Origin of the sequence: Campylobacter sp. CNRCH_2014_2452, from assembly GCF_025772865.1 — a bacterium.
In the GTDB taxonomy this organism is placed as follows: Bacteria; Campylobacterota; Campylobacteria; order Campylobacterales; family Campylobacteraceae; genus Campylobacter_D; species Campylobacter_D lari_D.
On sequence record NZ_JAKMSX010000011.1, the window covers coordinates 15,913 to 33,731 of the forward strand.

The 17,819-nt window shown below is 32.0% G+C and carries 15 protein-coding genes and 5 tRNA genes; 2 read left to right on the forward strand and 18 right to left on the reverse strand.

Annotated features, from left to right (window positions below):
- Positions 1 to 6: 6 nt before the first annotated feature.
- From L8X38_RS07425 to L8X38_RS07435, 3 genes are read right to left on the reverse strand one after another with little or no spacing between them, the layout of a single operon-like run.
- A complete protein-coding gene (locus tag L8X38_RS07425) occupies positions 7 to 1,173 on the reverse strand; it encodes a UxaA family hydrolase (protein ID WP_263661683.1) in 1,167 nt (388 codons plus the stop codon).
- Positions 1,174 to 1,175: 2 nt separating this feature from the next.
- Positions 1,176 to 1,439, reverse strand: a complete 264-nt coding sequence (locus L8X38_RS07430) for a UxaA family hydrolase (RefSeq protein ID WP_263661684.1) — start codon at positions 1,437 to 1,439, stop codon at positions 1,176 to 1,178.
- Entirely contained in the window at positions 1,436 to 2,344 is a 909-nt protein-coding gene (locus L8X38_RS07435; RefSeq protein WP_263661685.1) for a dihydrodipicolinate synthase family protein, read from the reverse strand. The genes L8X38_RS07430 and L8X38_RS07435 overlap by 4 nt, the downstream gene beginning before the upstream one ends.
- Before the next feature lie 238 nt (positions 2,345 to 2,582).
- Here L8X38_RS07435 and L8X38_RS07440 point away from each other — a divergent pair, with 238 nt between their 5' ends.
- Positions 2,583 to 3,353 (forward strand): IclR family transcriptional regulator, encoded by a 771-nt coding sequence (locus tag L8X38_RS07440; protein ID WP_263659895.1) that lies wholly within the window; start codon positions 2,583 to 2,585, stop codon positions 3,351 to 3,353.
- Between the two features lie 20 nt (positions 3,354 to 3,373).
- Here L8X38_RS07440 and rpoC read toward each other — a convergent pair whose 3' ends face one another.
- From rpoC to L8X38_RS07515, 15 genes are all read right to left on the reverse strand, one after another.
- Positions 3,374 to 7,927 (reverse strand): DNA-directed RNA polymerase subunit beta', encoded by a 4,554-nt coding sequence (gene rpoC / locus L8X38_RS07445; RefSeq protein WP_263659896.1) that lies wholly within the window; start codon positions 7,925 to 7,927, stop codon positions 3,374 to 3,376.
- Entirely contained in the window at positions 7,920 to 12,053 is a 4,134-nt protein-coding gene (rpoB, locus tag L8X38_RS07450) for a DNA-directed RNA polymerase subunit beta (RefSeq protein WP_263661686.1), read from the reverse strand. Before rpoB ends, rpoC begins: the two co-directional genes overlap by 8 nt.
- Before the next feature lie 95 nt (positions 12,054 to 12,148).
- The gene (gene rplL, locus L8X38_RS07455; protein ID WP_012661184.1) at positions 12,149 to 12,526 is read right to left on the reverse strand and encodes a 50S ribosomal protein L7/L12; all 378 of its coding nucleotides are present in this window, start codon (positions 12,524 to 12,526) and stop codon (positions 12,149 to 12,151) included.
- Between the two features lie 20 nt (positions 12,527 to 12,546).
- On the reverse strand, positions 12,547 to 13,026 hold the full coding sequence (gene rplJ, locus L8X38_RS07460) for a 50S ribosomal protein L10 (protein ID WP_133319935.1): 480 nt from the start codon (positions 13,024 to 13,026) through the stop codon (positions 12,547 to 12,549).
- 155 nt (positions 13,027 to 13,181) lie between these two features.
- Positions 13,182 to 13,883: a 50S ribosomal protein L1 gene (rplA, locus tag L8X38_RS07465; RefSeq protein ID WP_039617747.1), complete on the reverse strand. Its 702-nt coding sequence runs from the start codon at positions 13,881 to 13,883 to the stop codon at positions 13,182 to 13,184.
- Positions 13,884 to 13,947: 64 nt separating this feature from the next.
- Positions 13,948 to 14,373 carry a 50S ribosomal protein L11 gene (rplK, locus tag L8X38_RS07470; RefSeq protein ID WP_012661181.1) on the reverse strand — a complete coding sequence of 142 codons (426 nt, stop codon included), beginning with the start codon at positions 14,371 to 14,373 and terminating at the stop codon, positions 13,948 to 13,950.
- A gap of 27 nt (positions 14,374 to 14,400) precedes the next feature.
- Positions 14,401 to 14,934 carry a transcription termination/antitermination protein NusG gene (gene nusG, locus L8X38_RS07475; RefSeq protein ID WP_087684660.1) on the reverse strand — a complete coding sequence of 178 codons (534 nt, stop codon included), beginning with the start codon at positions 14,932 to 14,934 and terminating at the stop codon, positions 14,401 to 14,403.
- Between the two features lies 1 nt (position 14,935).
- Entirely contained in the window at positions 14,936 to 15,118 is a 183-nt protein-coding gene (secE, locus tag L8X38_RS07480; RefSeq protein ID WP_039617745.1) for a preprotein translocase subunit SecE, read from the reverse strand.
- A gap of 16 nt (positions 15,119 to 15,134) precedes the next feature.
- A tRNA-Trp gene (locus L8X38_RS07485) sits at positions 15,135 to 15,210 on the reverse strand.
- 21 nt (positions 15,211 to 15,231) lie between these two features.
- Positions 15,232 to 15,390, reverse strand: a complete 159-nt coding sequence (gene rpmG / locus L8X38_RS07490; protein WP_039617743.1) for a 50S ribosomal protein L33 — start codon at positions 15,388 to 15,390, stop codon at positions 15,232 to 15,234.
- 40 nt (positions 15,391 to 15,430) lie between these two features.
- Positions 15,431 to 16,630, reverse strand: coding sequence for an elongation factor Tu (gene tuf / locus L8X38_RS07495; RefSeq protein ID WP_039617742.1), 1,200 nt, complete (start codon positions 16,628 to 16,630; stop codon positions 15,431 to 15,433).
- Positions 16,631 to 16,695: 65 nt separating this feature from the next.
- Positions 16,696 to 16,770: transfer RNA gene (locus L8X38_RS07500), tRNA-Thr, on the reverse strand.
- Positions 16,771 to 16,875: 105 nt separating this feature from the next.
- Positions 16,876 to 16,952 (reverse strand) — tRNA-Gly (locus tag L8X38_RS07505).
- 7 nt (positions 16,953 to 16,959) lie between these two features.
- A tRNA-Tyr gene (locus L8X38_RS07510) sits at positions 16,960 to 17,045 on the reverse strand.
- 47 nt (positions 17,046 to 17,092) lie between these two features.
- A tRNA-Thr gene (locus L8X38_RS07515) sits at positions 17,093 to 17,168 on the reverse strand.
- Between the two features lie 93 nt (positions 17,169 to 17,261).
- Here L8X38_RS07515 and yaaA point away from each other — a divergent pair.
- On the forward strand, positions 17,262 to 17,819 hold a 558-nt coding region (yaaA, locus tag L8X38_RS07520), incomplete at its 3' end, for a YaaA family protein (RefSeq protein WP_263661687.1).

Consider the following 17,819-nt stretch of genomic DNA (forward strand, 5'->3'; position numbering starts at 1 on the left):
ATTAATTTAGCAAGTTGTAGCAAGTCTCCAAACTGAAAAATCATTTTGTTCATTTAACTCTGCCTTTACCAATTCTCCATTTGAAATTCTTATGATCAAATCTATAAGCTCATCACGCACTTCTTCTTTTGTCTTAATCCCATCTATAATACTTCCTGCATTAATATCAATAGCATCATTCATATTTTCATAACAAAAAGTATTAGAACTCATTTTAATAGTAGGCACAATAGCTGAACCTGTAGGAGTACCACGACCTGTAGTAAAAACACAAATATTTGCTCCACCTGCCACCATAGCGCTAAGTTGTTCTATATCATTACCTGGCGTATTCATAAAAGTAAGTCCTTTGGAAATTACAGGTTTAGCATAATCAATCACATCCATTAAAGTTCTAGTACCTGCTTTATAAACACAACCTAAAGACTTTTCTTCTATAGTGCTAAGCCCACCTGCAATATTTCCCGGACTAGGATTTGCTCCGCGTATATCAGCATGAAAAGATTTAACTAAATTCTCATAGCCTAAAATCTTATCATATACCTTTTTAGCTACTTCATCATTTTTTGCTCTCTTAGCAAGTATGGCTTCACACCCTATAAGCTCTGTAGTTTCTGCTAAAATTACTGCACCACCTTCATCAATTACAAAATCACTTAAACTTCCTAAAGCAGGATTGGCACTAAGACCGCTATAACTATCGCTACCACCACATTCTGTGCCTAAAATCAAATCACTAAAATCGCCATCTGTTTTTTCCAATTTTGCAGCATTTTCAAGCATTTGATTTACTATTTTAACACCCTTTTCTATGGTATTTTTACTACCACCGCACTCTTGTATTACTAAATATTCAACCATCTTATAAGGTGTCACTTCTTTTATTTTTTCAGCTACTATTTTCGCTTGTATTACCTCACAACCAAGTCCTACAATTAAAACACCAAAAACATTAGCATTACTTCCATGGCCTATTAAAACATCTCTAGTTTGCAAAGCATCAAATTCGAGTTGAGAACAGCCATGTTGATGATTAATATATACTGCCCCATTGCATTTTCTGGCTATATTTTCGCACACCTTATTAGCACAATGCACGCTTGGTATAATAATGACTTTATTTCTCAAGCCAAATTTTCCATCTTCTCTTCTATAACCCATTATCTTTTTCATATTTATTCCTTATCCCCACGACCTCTAATACCTGCACTATTGTGAATATGCACCCATTCACCTTTATTAATATCACAACTTGCACTAGCTATAGCTTCTGCATATTTGATGACAACTTCATCTTTTTTTATATCTTTTAGTGCGAATTTATGTCCACTTGCAATATCATCTAAAAGTTCTATATTTTCCACGATTTCACCTTTTTTAAAATTACGCAAAGCAGTAGCGACATTATCTTTTTCATTGACTATAATATAGGCTTTCATAATTTTATACCCGTTTCTTTTTCTATAGTTTTAACAAGTTCTTTAGCTTCATTAAAACGAGTATTTAATTCTTCTTTTGTGGCATGTGATAAAGGATGGATGCTTGTATTTGCAAATTCAAATCCTCTGGCTTTTAAAAGCAAAGCAAATCCCATAGGAAAAGCTATGCTCATACCAAATCTTATAGCTTTTAATAAACTTTTTTGAATCAGCAAAGCTCTATCTATATTTTTTTCATTGATTGATTTATAAATTTCACTCATAAGTTCTGGAAAAACACCACCTATACTAGTCATAGAACCCTTTGCCCCTATCAGTAGTGCTCCTGCATAAAATTCTTCTCTTCCTACAAAAACATCAAAATCACTAGGCACTACATCTAATATATGATTTAAAAGCAAAGCATCTCCACTGCTATCTTTTATACCCGCAATATTATCAAGCTTTGAAACCCTTTCTATAAATTTCAATCTTAGCGCTGGTGCAAAAAGAGGGATGTTATAAATATACAAAGGAAGCTTCACTTTAGAAGATAAATCTTTAATATATTCAAAAAGTGCGTCTTCACTTAATTTATAATAATAAGGCATAGCAAGTAATAAAGCATCAAGCCCTAATTCATATGCTTTTTGCGCCAAAGTAAAAGTATTTTGATAAACTGTTGATGCAATACCTGTAATAATAGGGAGATTATTTTTTGCAGCTTCTTTTGTAAGTTTCATTATTTTGATTTGCTCTTCTATACCTAAAGCTTGAGAATCTCCTGCACTACCATTACAAAATAATCCATTTAAACCTTTTGAGATACCAAATTCGCAGTATTTAATAAATTCGTTTTCATTAATATTTCCACTCATATCATATGGAGTTAATAAGGCTGGTAAAGTTCCCTTTAATATTCCCATATTTTTCCTTTCATTTTTTGTATATACAAAAATATTTTTATATACAAAAAATATAGCTAAAAATAGAAATTTTTAAAAACATCAAAATGATAAAAAAACAATACAAAAGTCTTATAAAAGTAGTTATAATCAATCATCTAAAGCAAAAACTACTAATAGAAAATATTTTTTATATTATTAAAAATGTTACTAAAAGTAAAAAAATATGATAGAATTTATCTATTGAAAAAGGAGTAAAATGACACATCAACCAACATTAAGAGTTTTAAAAATTTTAGAATTATTGGGCAATAATAATCAAAAAAATACACTAAGCTCTATTGCAAAAGATTTAAATATCCCTCCAGGGACACTTTCTCCTATACTTCAAACTTTACAAGCTAAAAATTACATTAAATGTGATAAAAATAAATTTTACACATTAGATTATAAAATTTTAGAAATTAGCCGTTGTATTTCAATAAAAAATAGCGCATTAGAATTAATTAAAAAACATATGAAAAACATCAGAAACTTAACAGGACAAACATGCCAAATGGGAATATTAAAAGAAGGAAATGTATTTTATTTAGAAAAACTTGATTCGGATAATCAAATACAAATCAAGTCTTTTGTCGGTGCTTCATATCCAGCTTACGCTACATCTTTAGGAAAAGCATTACTAGAAAAGAAAACCTATAAAGAGCTTGAAAAAATTTATCCAAATCCTTTTGAAAAAATAACACCAAATACATTAAATAATCTAAAAGAGCTTTACGAAGAATTATCTTCTATCAAAAAAAATAAAATAGCATTAGAAAGTGGGGAAATGAACCCAGAAATTGAGTGTATGGCCATAGGAATTGAATACGATGAAAAAATTATAGCTGCAATTAGTATTTCATATCATATATTTTACTCAAATGCAAATTTTAAAGAAAAAAATCAAAAAATTTTACTAGAAGAAAAATACAAAATAGAACAAGATTTAAAATTATATTTTCCGGAATTAGAAAATATATATCAATAAAAATCCCTAGCTAGGGATTTTTATTCTTTTTCTTTTAATTTAAGTTTTTGCTCTTGATATAATCCTGTTCCAACAGGAATCATACGACCTAAAATTACATTTTCTTTCAGATCTTCAAGATAATCAAATTTACCTGCAATACTTGCTTCTGTTAAAACTTTTGTTGTTTCTTGGAAAGAAGCAGCTGAAATCACGCTATCACTTCCAATAGCCGCTCTTGTTACCCCAAGTAACACAGGTTCAGCCACAGCAGGCTCACCACCATATCTTAAAATTCTTTCATTTTCTTCTCTGAATTTTCTTCTTGAAACTAAATCACCCACGATGAAGTTAGTATGACCACTATCTACAATTTTAACTTGTCTTAGCATTTGTGATACGATGATTTCAATATGCTTATCAGAAATCACAACACCTTGACCGCGATAAACTTGCTGAATTTCAGAAATAAGATAATAATGTAATGCTTTTTCACCTAAAATTCTAAGTACATCATGGCTTGAAATAACTCCATCGGTTAATTTTTCACCCGCATGGATAAACTCACCATCTCTTACTTGAATACGTTTTGATTTATCTATCAAATACTCTGCACTACTTCCATCTTCTGCTTGAATAATGATTCTTTCTTTTGATCTTAAAGGCTTATCAAATCTAACAACTCCATCAATTTCAGCTACAACGGCAGTGTTTTTTGGCTTTCTTGCTTCAAATAATTCAGATACTCTTGGAAGACCCCCGGTAATATCTTTTGATTTAGCTGCTGCCTTTGGTGTTTTAGCTAAAATATCAGCTTGCTTCACCTTATCACCATCATTTACATAAATAACAGTTTTTGGCTCTAATTGATAACGCACTACTTTGTCATTTTCACCTATGATTAACAACGCTGGACGCACTCCACTTGGTAAATACTCATTAATAACAAGCGATCTTTTACCTGTTGCTTCATCAATTTGTTCATCAGCACTATAGCCTGATTCAATATCTTCAAAATTTATAGTACCTGCAACCTCTGCAATTACGGTGTTATTATATGCATCCCATTCAGCAATGATAGTTTTATCTTCTTTGCTTGATTTTGCTATGATAGCTTTAGGATTATCCACAAAAGCACTATCATCAAATTCAATCACGGATTCTCTTGGTATATAATGTCTTTTTGCTTCTCTATCATTTTCATCAGCAATAACAACAAAAACACCTTTTTCTTTAACTACATCACCTTTTTTAAGATTTTTAATCCTATCTAAACCATCGCCTTTGAGCATGTAAAATTTTAATGTGCCTTTTGCACCTGCTATAATATCTTGAGTGATAGGATCACCATCTTTTACTAGCAATTCACTAGCATAAGGAATACGATTTGGTATATTCCAACCTTCTTTGATCACTTCAACAATACTTTCATTTTCAGCTACTTCAACACCATCGCTATATGGAATATATAACTTACCTTCGATATTACCACTTACACCAGCAAGCTCATTAGCTTTTGCTAAATCATATTTTCTTAATATAAATTTAGCTTCATTGTTTTTTGCTTTAACGCTAACCACTACATCTTCATACGCATGTTCAATATGGATAGTTCCTTTAAATGGGGCTTTGATTTTTGGCTCAACAAGTAAAATAGCAGCATTGCGATGATTTGCAACGATAGTTTTACCTTGTCTATCTTCATAAGTGTTAAGATTATAAAATCTTACAAAACCTTCTTTGTGTGCTACTACTTGACGATCTTGTAAATCTGTACTAGCAGTACCACCACTATGGAAAGTTCTTAGTGTAAGCTGAGTTCCTGGCTCACCGATTGATTGAGCAGATATAATACCTACAGCTTCACCTGGCTTAACTAATTTGCCCTCACCTAGGTTAATACCATAACATTTAGAACAAACTCCTTTTTTAGCTTTACAAGTAATAGGAGTTCTAATACTTACACTCTTTACACCACTTTCAACAATTACTCTAGCTTTTTCTTCATCTATTAAAGTACCTTCTGAAAATAAAATTTCATTAGTAATAGAATCAATAATATTTTCAGCTAAAACTCTTCCTAAAATTCTTTCCTCTAAGGTTTCAATCACAACACCATCTGCTGTGATTTCATTAATTTCAACACCCTCATGTGCGCCACAATCATCCATTGTAACTTTTACATTTTGCGCCACATCGATAAGCTTTCTTGTTAAATAACCTGCATTTGCTGTTTTTAATGCTGTATCTGCGAGACCTTTTCTAGCACCATGAGTTGAAATAAAATATTCAAGAACATTAAGTCCTTCACGGAAATTTGAAATAATCGGTGTTTCAATAATTGAGCCATCAGGTTTTGCCATAAGACCCCTCATCGCAGCAAGCTGTGAAATTTGAGCTGCTGAACCTCTAGCACCAGAATCTGCCATCATATAAATAGAGTTAAATCCTTCTTTATCTTTTTTAATTAACTCCATCATATCTTTTGACAAGATATTATTAGTGCTTTTCCAAATATCGATAATCTTATTATATCTTTCACCCGAAGTAATCAAACCTAAATTATATGAATTTTGAATTTCTCTTACTTGTTTTTTAGCTTCTTCTATGCTTTTTTGCTTTTGATCAGGCACAATAATATCAGCAATTGAAATAGAAATACCTGCTTTTGTTGCATATTCAAAACCAAGATCTTTTAGTTTATCTAAAAAGCTAGCACTTACTTCAAGGCCACCCTCTTTATAAACATAATCAACCAAAGCTGCAATATCTTTTTTCTTCATGACTTTATTCCACATATTTTCAGGAACAAAATCAGGTAAGATAGACTTAATAATCAATCTACCCGCGGTTGTTGTGATTTTTCTTCCATCAACCACACTTCTAATGCTTGCATGAATATCTAAAGATTTTGCTTCTAGAGCAATCATAACCTCTTCAATACCTGTGCAAATTTTATGCTCACCTTTAGCACCATCTTTTTCTAAAGACAGATAATAAATCCCCAAAACCATATCTTGAGAAGGCACAGTTACAGAACGACCACTTGCTGGAAGCAAGATATTCATAGATGAGAGCATTAATACTTTACACTCAGCTATTGCCTCTTGAGATAAAGGCACATGCACAGCCATTTGGTCCCCGTCAAAGTCAGCATTAAATGCCGCACACACTAATGGATGAAGTTGAATCGCTTTACCCTCTACAAGCACAGGATGAAAAGCTTGGATAGAAAGTTTATGCAAGGTTGGAGCACGGTTAAGCATTACAGGATGACCTTTAACAACCTCTTCTAAGCACTCCCAAACCTCATTAGTTTTGTTTTCTATCATTTTTTTAGCTTGTTTTACGGTAGTTGCATAACCTTTTTCTTCAAGCTTAGCTAACAAATGTGGTTTAAATAATTCTAAAGCCATTTTTTTAGGTAAACCGCATTGATCCATTCTAAGTTTTGGTCCAACAACAATAACACTACGACCTGAGAAATCCACCCTTTTACCAAGTAGATTTTGTCTAAAACGACCTTGTTTACCTTTGATAATTTCACTTAAAGATTTCAATGGGCGCTTATTTGCACCTTTAACTGCATTTGCTCTTCTGCCATTATCAAACAAAGCATCAACTGCTTCTTGTAGCATTCTTTTTTCATTTCTAATGATAATTTCAGGTGCATCAAGCTCCATAAGTCTTTTTAAACGCGTATTTCTATTGATAACCCTTCTATATAAATCATTCACATCAGAAACTGCAAATTTTCCACCATCTAAAGCTACCAAAGGTCTTAAATCAGGTGGTAATACAGGTAAATTTGTGATCATCATCCACTCAGGACGATTTGGTACTACTTCATCAATATTTGTATTGCTATTTAAATTACTATTTAAGAAATTTTCTACCACTTTTAAGCGTTTGATGATAGTTTTTTTCTTTGCTTCTGAATTAGTTGCTGCAATATCTTCTTTTAATTTATTTAAAAGCTCGACAAGATCTAAATTTGCTAGTAAATCTCTAACAACTTCACCACCCATTCTAGCTTTAAATCCACTACTTTCATAGCGTTGCATTAAATTTAAATACTGCTCTTCATTTAACACATCACAAAATTCAACTTTTTTAGTATTTTCATTATCATAGTATGCATCACCTGGATTTTCTACTATATATGCTTCATAATATAATACGCGTTCTAAGTCTTTCATCTTTACGCCGAGTAAAGTACCGATACGACTTGGTAAAGAGTTCACATACCATATATGTGCTACTGGGGTAACTAGCTCAATATGCCCCATTCTTGAACGACGCACTTTAGAACTAGTAACTTCAACACCACATTTTTCACACTTAATGCCCTTAAAACGCATTTTTTTATACTTACCACAAAGACACTCATAATCTCTTACTGGTCCAAAAATTTTAGCACAAAAAAGCCCATCTCTTTCAGGCTTTAAAGTTCTATAATTAATCGTTTCTGGTTTTTTTACTTCCCCATAAGACCATGATTTGATTTTTTCAGGACTTGCAAGTCTTAATTGAAAAGCTTCAAAGTCTCTAGGTCTGCCATCTTCTTTTATTTCGATAGGTTTAAATTTACTCATTATTCTCATCCTTATCAAAAATCTCAACATCTAAAGCAAGAGATTTTAATTCATTTGTAAGTACAAAGAATGTCTCTGGAATACCTGTTGCTGGAACATTCTCGCCTTTTGTTAAAGCTTTATAAGCACTAAATCTACCCTCAACATCATCAGATTTAATAGTAAGCATTTCTCTTAAAGTATGAGCTGCTCCATAAGCTTCAAGAGCCCAAACTTCCATCTCACCAAATCTTTGCCCACCAAATAATGCTTTACCACCAACTGGTTGTTGTGTTACTAAGCTATAAGGTCCAGTGCTTCTTGCGTGAACTTTTTCATCTACTAAATGGTGTAATTTAAGCATATACATACATCCAACATGCACACGCTCTGCCATTTTTTCACCAGTTCTTCCATCATAAAGTTCGCTTTTTCCATCCATAGCTATTTTAGCCATTTCAAAAAGCCTACCAAATTCTTCAACCGTTACACCTTCAAATACAGGAGTAGCAAATTTTACCCCTTTAGCCCAATCTCTAGCATAAGAAATAAGTTGCTCATCATTTAAAGTTTGTACAAATTTCTTTTCTAGCTCAAGTCTAGATACACTACAAATTTCAAGAATTTTTTCGCGTAATTCTTTTACAAAATCTTTTTGTTTTCTATCAAAAATTTCTTGAATTTGATCACCTAGTCTCATACCAACAATCCCTAAGTGACTTTCAAGAATTTGTCCTATATTCATACGACTTGGAACCCCTAGAGGATTTAAAGCTATATCAATAGGTCTTCCATCAGGTAAATAAGGCATATCAACTTCTGGAACGATATTAGATACAATACCTTTATTTCCATGGCGTCCCGCCATTTTATCCCCAACTTTTAATTTTCTCTTAGTCGCAATATATACTTTAACAAGTTTTACCACTCCACTTGGTAAAATATCATCTTTTTCTAAAATTTCTAATTTTTCATCATGCTCTGTTTTAAGCTTTTTCTTCTCGTTTTGGAAGTGATTTTTTAAATCATCATATTCTTTTTGTACTTCTTTAGAATAAGCTTTAACTAAAGAATTTAATGCAAAACGATTAATTTTTTCCAACTCGGTAATTTCTACTTTGGAACCTTTTTTATATTTAACACCATTTATTTCTTCGTCTGAATTTAAAGGTGATTTAGAAAGTAAAGAACATACTCTTAAAGTTTCTTCTCTGTCCATCATCAAAAGTCTATCGTGATGTTCTTTTTCAAGATTTAACTTTTCATCATCATAGGCTTTTACAGCACGAGCATCTTTTTCATAACCTTTTTTAGTAAATATTTTTACATCTACAACAACACCTTCCAATGAAGCAGTTGCATATAAAGATTTATTTACAACATGTCCTGCTTTTTCACCAAAAATAGCTCTTAGTAATCTTTCTTCAGGCGTAGGTTTTACCTCACCTTTAGGTGAAACTTTACCTACCAAAATCATACCAGGCTTTATATGAGTTCCTATTTTCGCAATACCACTCTCATCAAGATGTGCTAAATCTTCCTCTTTAACATTTGGAATATCTTTTGTAATCTCTTCAACGCCATCTTTAAGTTCTCTAGCCTCTACTTCTTTTTCGTAAATATGAACACTAGTGAAAGTATCTTCGCGTAAAATTTTCTCACTAATTACAATAGCATCTTCATAATTATATCCATGCCATGGCATAAATGCGATCAAAGCATTTTTACCAATAGCAAGCTCTCCTTGATCCATACTTGGACCATCTGCAATAATTTGACCTGCTTGAATAAATTCGCCTTTTTTCACAATCGGGTGTTGAATAAAAGTTGTATTTTGGTTAGTTCTTAGATTTTTTTCCATTTTATAATGATCAATAAATGGTCCATTTTCATCTTCACCCAAAATAAAAATATTTTTATTATCAACTTTTTCTACAATACCTGCTCTTTTAGCTTTAATAGCTTCCCAAGCATCACGTGCAATGATTTTTTCCATACCAGTACCTACTATAGGTGCTTGTGCGGTTAGTAAAGGCACTGCTTGACGCTGCATGTTTGAACCCATCAGGGCTCTGTTTGCATCATCATGCTCCAAAAATGGAATCAAAGAAGCTGCGACCCCTACTATCATACCTGAACAAAGATCAATCAAATGCACTTCTTCTCTTCTTGCTAAGATTGTTTCACCATCTTGTCTTGCTTCAACAAATTCTTCAACAATATTACCTTTTTCATCAATTTTAGTTGAAGCAGCTGCGATCACTAAACCTTCTTCTTGAGTAGCGGTTAAATAAACAATTTCATTACTTACTTTTCCATTTTCTACTTTCTTATAAGGTGCTTCAACAAAACCTAGATCATTTACTTTAGCATAAGTTGAAAGCGTATTAATCAAACCGATATTTTGACCTTCTGGAGTTTCAACAGGGCAAATTCTTCCATAATGCGTTGCATGGACATCACGCACTTCAAAACCCGCTCTTTCTTTTACTAAACCACCCTCGCCAAGCGCAGATAAACGACGCTTATGAGTTACCTCGCTTAATGGATTTGTTTGATCCATAAATTGAGACAATTGACCACCGGTAAAAAATTCCATAATTGTCACAGTAATTGTTTTAGGATTGATCAAGTCATAAGGCATTACTTTATCAATATCTGCATTTAATGCGGTAAATTTATCTCTGATTGATTTTTGCATTTTAGCAAGACCCACATGAAGTTCATTAGCTAAAAGCTCTCCAATCGATCTAATACGACGATTGCCTAAATGATCTCTATCATCAATATGGCCTCTACCATTTTTTACTTTAATTAAATATTTTGCAGTTTTTACTATATCTTCATTTGTTAAAACTGTAACATATTCAGGTGTATCTAATCCTAGTTTATGATTCATTTTCATACGACCAACTTTTGTCAGATCATATCTTTCAGGATTAAAAAATAAATCATTTACAAAAGCTTTTGCAGCATCTTTTACTACAGGCTCGCCTGGTCTCATTACTTTATAAATTCTAATAGCTGCTAAATCATTTTCATCTTCTATATTTTCAGTTTGTTTTAATAATTTTAAAGTCTCATTATCTTGAATGAAAGAATTAATAATAGCAGCATCAACTCCATTTGCTAAGTCATTTGCAATATCAAATTGTTTTTCTTCTTTAATTTTAGCTAATTTTCCCTCATCTAATAGCGTTAAAGAATCAAACAAAACCTCACCGGTTTCTTTATTAATAATAGGGTTAGCTAAATATCTATTTGTTAAAATTTCAATTGGATATTCAACCCATTTAACACCGTCTTTTATAAGTTGCTCAGCTTTTTTCTTTGTCATTCTTTTACCGGCTTGGTGTACAACATTGCCTTTTTCATCTTTTAAGTCATATTCGACTCTATCTAAAAAGTCATTTGGATTAAATTCAGTTAAAAATTTATCTTTTTTAACATGAATAGTTTGTATAGGGTAAAATAATTTTATAATATCTTGCTTTTTATAACCAAGTGCTCTAAATAAAATAGTAATAGGCACTTTCCTTCTTTTATTAATACGCACATAAAGCACATCTTTTGCATCATACTCAAAATAAAGCCAAGAACCACGATCTGGTATAATTTGAGCTGTATATACTAACTTATTTGCAACAGTAGAACTTTCTTCTTCTTTAAAAATAACACCTGGACTTCTATGAAGTTGATTTACAACAACTCTTTCAACCCCATTAATTATAAAAGAAATTCTATCTGTCATTAAAGGAATTTCTCTAATATAAATTTCTTGTTCTTTGATATCTTTTATACCGATTTTTTCACCCGTTTTTTCATCTTTTTCATGTAAAGTTAAACGGATTTTCATTTTCAAATTTACAGAATAAGTTAAACCTCTTTCCATGCACTCTCTAATGGTGTATTTAGGTTTACCTACTTCACTACTTACATATTCTAAACTTAATCTATTTTGCGGATCATGGATTGGAAAGATAGATTTGAAAACTTTTTCAATTCCACTTTCTGAATTTTTTGCATCTAAATTTAAAAAATAATCAAAACTCTTTTTTTGTAATTGTAATAAATTTGGAATGTCTATTTGTTGTGGAACATTCGAGAAGTCTATTCTTAAACGATTTCCTGATTGTGAATTTAACATATTATTATACCCCATGGTAAAAGTATTGAAAGAAAGAATCCTTATTAAAGGAAAACAAGAAAGGATATAAAATCCTTTCTTTTAAAAATAAAAAATTATTTAAGTTCAACCTTAGCGCCAGCTTCTTCAAGTTGTTTTTTAGCTTCTTCAGCTTCAGCTTTACTAACACCTTCTTTAAGAACTGATGGAGTTTGCTCAACTGCATCTTTTGCTTCTTTTAATCCAAGACCAGTTAAAGCACGAACAACTTTAATTACATTAATTTTTTTATCGCCACCATCTTGTAATACAATATCAAATTCAGTTTTTTCTTCAGCAGCACCGCCAGCAGCACCCGCAACAGCAGCACCCGCAACCATAACTGGAGCAGCAGAAACACCAAATTTTTCTTCAAATTCTTTTACTAATTCTGAAAGCTCAAGAACACTTAGGTTAGAAATAAATTCTAATACATCTTCTTTAGTAATTGCCATTTTTTATCCTTTTTATAATTTTATTCAGCTTCTTTTTTTTCTTTTAATGCATTTAATCCAATTGTAAAATTGGTGATTGGTGCATTCCAAACTTGCAAAAGCATAGCAAGTAATTCATTACGAGAAGGCATTTTAGCTAAAGCTTTAACTTTATCTACAGAAGCAACTTCGCCTTCGATAAATGCAGTTTTGATCTCAAATGCTTGATTAGCTTCGCTAAATTTATCAGCAACTTTTGAAACATTTAATTGGTCTTCACCCCAAAGATAAATATTAGTATCTTTAAGTTCCATTCCATCTTTGCCGGCATTTTTAAGAGCAATACTTGCTAAAGTATTTTTAATAATTTGAACTTTAACATCCATTTCTCTCGCATTATTTCTTAACTCTTCAAGTTTTTTAGTATTTAAACCCTTATAGTTACAAACTACAACAGCCTCACTAACTTTAAAACCTTCTTCAAGTTTAGAAACAAGTTCAACTTTTTGGCTTTTAGTCATCTTTACTCCTTTCCGACCGGTGATTTCAAGCAGAGCAGAAAAATCTAATTAAGTCCTAGGACCTCGGCTATCTCCAATCTAAGATAAAAATTAGATAAAATAAAAGTTATTATCTTATCTAATTTTTATTAATGAGAGTAAAACTCTCATTAATTTTATTTTGTATCAAGTAATTCTTGAGTATCAAGAGAAAGAGAAGGACTCATAGTTAAAGAAAGACTAGCATTTTTAATATATCTTCCTTTTGCAGCAGCTGGCTTGTGTTTATTAATAGCTTTTACAAATGCTGTCATATTTTCTTTTAATTGTTCTTGAGTAAAGCTAACTTTACCTAAACCTGCATGGATATTTCCTTGCTTATCAACACGGAAGTTAACTTGACCATTTTTAGCATTATTCACAGCTTGTGCAACATCCATTGTCACAGTACCTGTCTTAGGATTTGGCATTAAACCTTTAGGTCCTAAAATACGACCTACTTTACCAACTAAACCCATCAAATTTGGAGTAGCAATTAAAACATCAAAATTCATATTTCCTTTTTGAATTTCTTCTACTAAATCATCACTACCAACTATATCAGCACCTGCATTTTTTGCCTCATCAGCTTTTGCATCTTTTGCTATAACAGCAACACGCACTTTTTTACCTGTACCACAAGGTAAAACTACACTACCTCTTACCATCTGATCTGCATGTCTTGGATCAACATTTAATTTTAAAGCAATTTCAACTGTTTCATCAAATTTAGCAGATGCAAGAGTTTTAACTGTGCTTATTGCTTCATCCATTAAGTAATTTTTATTTGAATCTATTTTTTTTAATAATTCTGTAAATCTTTTAGTATTTTTTGACATTAATTTTTCTCCGCATTTTATATAAAGTGCTACCGCCTTTTTAAACTCTTGGCGGTAAAGAGTATTAATCTACGATTTCAACACCCATAGAACGAGCAGAACCCATAATAATCTTAGCAGCTTGCTCTCTATCTTTTGTGTTCATATCAGCTATTTTTTTATCAACAATTTCTAAAACTTGTGCTTTGGTTAATTTACCTACTTTATTTTTCAAAGGATTATCCGCACCTTTAGAAATACCTGCAGCTTTTTTGATTAAATCAGTAGCTGGTGGTTGTTTTGTGATAAATGTAAAGCTTTTATCTGCATAAACAGTAATAACAACTGGAATATTAAAGCCAGCCATATCTTTTGTTCTTTCATTAAATGCCTTACAAAATTCCATAATATTAACACCTTGTTGACCCAAAGCAGGACCAACTGGAGGTGATGGATTAGCCTTAGTAGCAGCTATTTGTAATTTTATTTCTCCTACGACTTTTTTAGCCATAACCTTACTCCTTTACTTGCTATATTATCAAACTATTTTTTCAACTTGAGAGTATAAGATCTCTACTGGAGTTGATCTGCCAAATATTGAAACATTTAGCTTTAAAACTCCTCTAACCATATCATATTCTTCTACAATACCAACAAAGTTTGCAAAAGGACCTTCGGTTATTCTTACACTTTCTTCTTTATCAAATGAAATTTTAGGTTTAGGTGCTGCTTTATTTTTCACCTTTTCTAAAATAAGATTGATATCTTTTTCACTCAATGGGGTTGGTTTTTTACTTTCCCCTATAAAACGACCAACTTTTGGCAAAGATTGAATTTTATGCCAAAGTTCTGTTGATAAGTCAATATTGGCAAATACATAGCCTGAATACAAACTTCTTTCGCTTATTTTTTCTTTACCATTTTTAAATTCAATCACATCTTCAGTTGGAACAATTACTTCTAGCAATTGCTCTTGAATTCCATGATCTCTAACTAAATTTTCTATGGCTCTTTTTACAGCCATTTCACTACCTGCATAAGTTTGAATTGCATACCATTTATGATTCATTATTTTATCCTATAATCTTAGATAATGAAAATGACATAATCAAGTCAACCAATGCTAAAAATAATGAAACAACAGTAACAACTACAAAAACAGTAATATAAGCATTTCTAACTTGCTCTTTCAAAGGCCAAATAACTTTTGATAATTCAGCTTTTGACAATTTAAAATAAGTTATTAGTTTTTCCATATTTAACCTTATTTTGTGGCAGGGCAAGAGGGATTCGAACCCCCAACCATCGGATTTGGAATCCGGCGCTCTACCGTTGGAGCTATTGCCCTAAGGGCTTTTATATAAAAGCCTTAACTTTTTAATTTAACTTCTTTATGAACTGTATGTTTTTTTAATCTTGGGCAATATTTTTTTAATTCTAATTTTTCAGTTGTATTTTTACTATTTTTAAAAGTACTGTAATTAATATCACCGCACTCTTCACATTTCAAGCCAACTTTAATTCTCATTTTTATTCCTTAAAAAAGCGAGATAAAATCTCGCTTATGATTATTTAATAATTTTAGATACAACACCTGAACCAACAGTACGGCCACCTTCACGGATAGCAAAACGAGTACCTTCTTCAAGTGCAACTGGTGCAATAAGACTTACAGTAATTCTAACATTTTCACCTGGCATAACCATTTCAACGCCTTCTGCAAGTTGGATAGAACCAGTAACATCCGTTGTTCTTACATAGAACTGTGGTCTATAGTTATTAAAGAATGGAGTATGACGACCACCTTCATCTTTATTTAAAATATAAACTTCTGCTTCAAAGTCAGTATGTGGAGTAATTGATTTTGGCTTAGCAAGAACCATACCACGAAGAACATCTTCTTTTTTAGTACCACGTAGAAGAACACCTACGTTATCACCTGCTTCACCTTGATCCATTTCTTTTCTAAACATTTCAACACCAGTTACTGTAGTGCTTTGTGTTTCTCTAATACCAACGATTTCAATAGTATCACCAACTTTAACAACACCTTTTTCAATTCTACCAGTAACAACTGTACCACGACCTGAAATTGAGAATACGTCTTCGATTGGCATTAAGAAATCTTTATCTGTATCACGAGCTGGAGTTGGAATATACTCATCAACTGCTGCCATAAGATCTAGGATTTTTTTAGACCATTCACCATCTTGTCCGGCTTTTGCTTCTTCAAGAGCTTGTAAAGCAGAACCTGAAATAATTGGAGTATCATCTCCTGGGAAGTCATAAGAACTTAATAGTTCTCTAATTTCCATTTCAACTAATTCTAATAATTCAGCATCATCAACCATATCAGCTTTATTCATGAAAACAACGATATATGGTACACCTACTTGGCGAGAAAGTAAGATGTGCTCTCTAGTTTGTGGCATTGGACCATCTGCAGCAGAAACAACAAGAATAGCACCATCCATTTGAGCAGCACCAGTAATCATATTTTTAACATAGTCAGCGTGACCTGGGCAGTCTACGTGAGCATAGTGACGATTTTCTGTTTCATACTCAATATGAGAAGTTGCAATAGTAATACCACGCTCTTTTTCTTCAGGAGCATTGTCGATATTATCATAATCTTTAAGCTCAGCCAAACCTCTTCTTGAAAGAACAGCAGAGATAGCAGCTGTTAAAGTAGTTTTACCGTGGTCAACGTGACCAATAGTACCAATATTTACGTGAGGCTTATTACGTGAAAATTTTTCTTTAGCCATCTTTTTCCTCCATATAAAATTTACAAACAAATACTAATTTATGTTTTATAATCTTTTGAAATCAATGGAGCTCATAGCGGGACTTGAACCCGCGACCTCTCCCTTACCAAGGGAGTGCTCTACCTCTGAGCCATACGAGCGCTCAGAAAAATTAAAAACATAAATTATAAAATTTTGGAAATTTGAAACTGCTAGAAATTCTGAATTTAAAAACAGCTCCCAGTTTCACTCTACCAAAATTAGGTTGGAGCGGGAAACGGGACTCGAACCCGCGACCCTCAGCTTGGAAGGCTGATGCTCTAGCCAACTGAGCTACTCCCGCAAAGCAATGGTGGTGAGTCGTGGATTCGAACCACGGAAGGCGAAAGCCAGCAGATTTACAGTCTGCCCTCGTTGGCCACTTGAGTAACTCACCATGAATAAAAATGCTTTTTATTTCTGGTCAAACACTGCTATTAACAATGGAGCTGGTTAAGGGACTTGAACCCCCGACCTGCTGCTTACAAGGCAGCTGCTCTACCAACTGAGCTAAACCAGCAAAAAATAAAGTTGAATTATAATGTAATTTTGAATTAATGTCAAGTGTTTTAAATAATTTTGTATAATTTTTTAAAAAAATAAAGGATTAAATATGAAAATTTTATTTTCACCTAGTGAAAGCAAAAATAAAATAAATACGCAAGATTATATAAATAAAAACTCTTTTGTTTTTAGTAATTTATATAGTAAAAGACTTGAGGTACTTACAAAATATAAAAATCATATAAATCAATGCAATGAAGTTGAACTTGAAAAATTTTTTGGTATAAAAGATGCAAGTGAAATAGAAGAATTAACTCATGATATTTTAACAAAAGAAACAAACAAAGCTATTCAAAGATATAATGGAGTTGCTTTTGATCATTTAGACTATGAAAATTTAAGCGAGAATTCAAGAAAATACATAGATGAGAATGTTTTGATATTTTCTAATCTTTTCGGTCCTATTTTAGCAAAAGATTTAATACCTTATTATAAATTAAAACAAGGAGAGAAAATTAAAGAATTTAATATAGAAAAATATTACAAAGATAGTTTCTCTGATGAACTCGATAAATTTTTAGAAAATGAATTAGTCATTGATCTTAGAGCTAAATTTTATGAAAAATTTTATACTATTAAAAAGCCTTTTTTAACTTTTACCTTTTTG

Coding starts and splice junctions, on each gene's coding strand:
- L8X38_RS07425 (WP_263661683.1), bottom strand. CDS start 1,173: ATGAAAAAGATAATGGGTTATAGAAGAGAAGATGGAAAATTTGGCTTG.
- L8X38_RS07430 (WP_263661684.1), bottom strand. CDS start 1,439: ATGAAAGCCTATATTATAGTCAATGAAAAAGATAATGTCGCTACTGCT.
- L8X38_RS07435 (WP_263661685.1), bottom strand. CDS start 2,344: ATGGGAATATTAAAGGGAACTTTACCAGCCTTATTAACTCCATATGAT.
- L8X38_RS07440 (WP_263659895.1), top strand. CDS start 2,583: ATGACACATCAACCAACATTAAGAGTTTTAAAAATTTTAGAATTATTG.
- rpoC (WP_263659896.1), bottom strand. CDS start 7,927: ATGAGTAAATTTAAACCTATCGAAATAAAAGAAGATGGCAGACCTAGA.
- rpoB (WP_263661686.1), bottom strand. CDS start 12,053: ATGTTAAATTCACAATCAGGAAATCGTTTAAGAATAGACTTCTCGAAT.
- rplL (WP_012661184.1), bottom strand. CDS start 12,526: ATGGCAATTACTAAAGAAGATGTATTAGAATTTATTTCTAACCTAAGT.
- rplJ (WP_133319935.1), bottom strand. CDS start 13,026: ATGACTAAAAGCCAAAAAGTTGAACTTGTTTCTAAACTTGAAGAAGGT.
- rplA (WP_039617747.1), bottom strand. CDS start 13,883: ATGTCAAAAAATACTAAAAGATTTACAGAATTATTAAAAAAAATAGAT.
- rplK (WP_012661181.1), bottom strand. CDS start 14,373: ATGGCTAAAAAAGTCGTAGGAGAAATAAAATTACAAATAGCTGCTACT.
- secE (WP_039617745.1), bottom strand. CDS start 15,118: ATGGAAAAACTAATAACTTATTTTAAATTGTCAAAAGCTGAATTATCA.
- rpmG (WP_039617743.1), bottom strand. CDS start 15,390: ATGAGAATTAAAGTTGGCTTGAAATGTGAAGAGTGCGGTGATATTAAT.
- tuf (WP_039617742.1), bottom strand. CDS start 16,630: ATGGCTAAAGAAAAATTTTCACGTAATAAGCCTCACGTAAATATTGGT.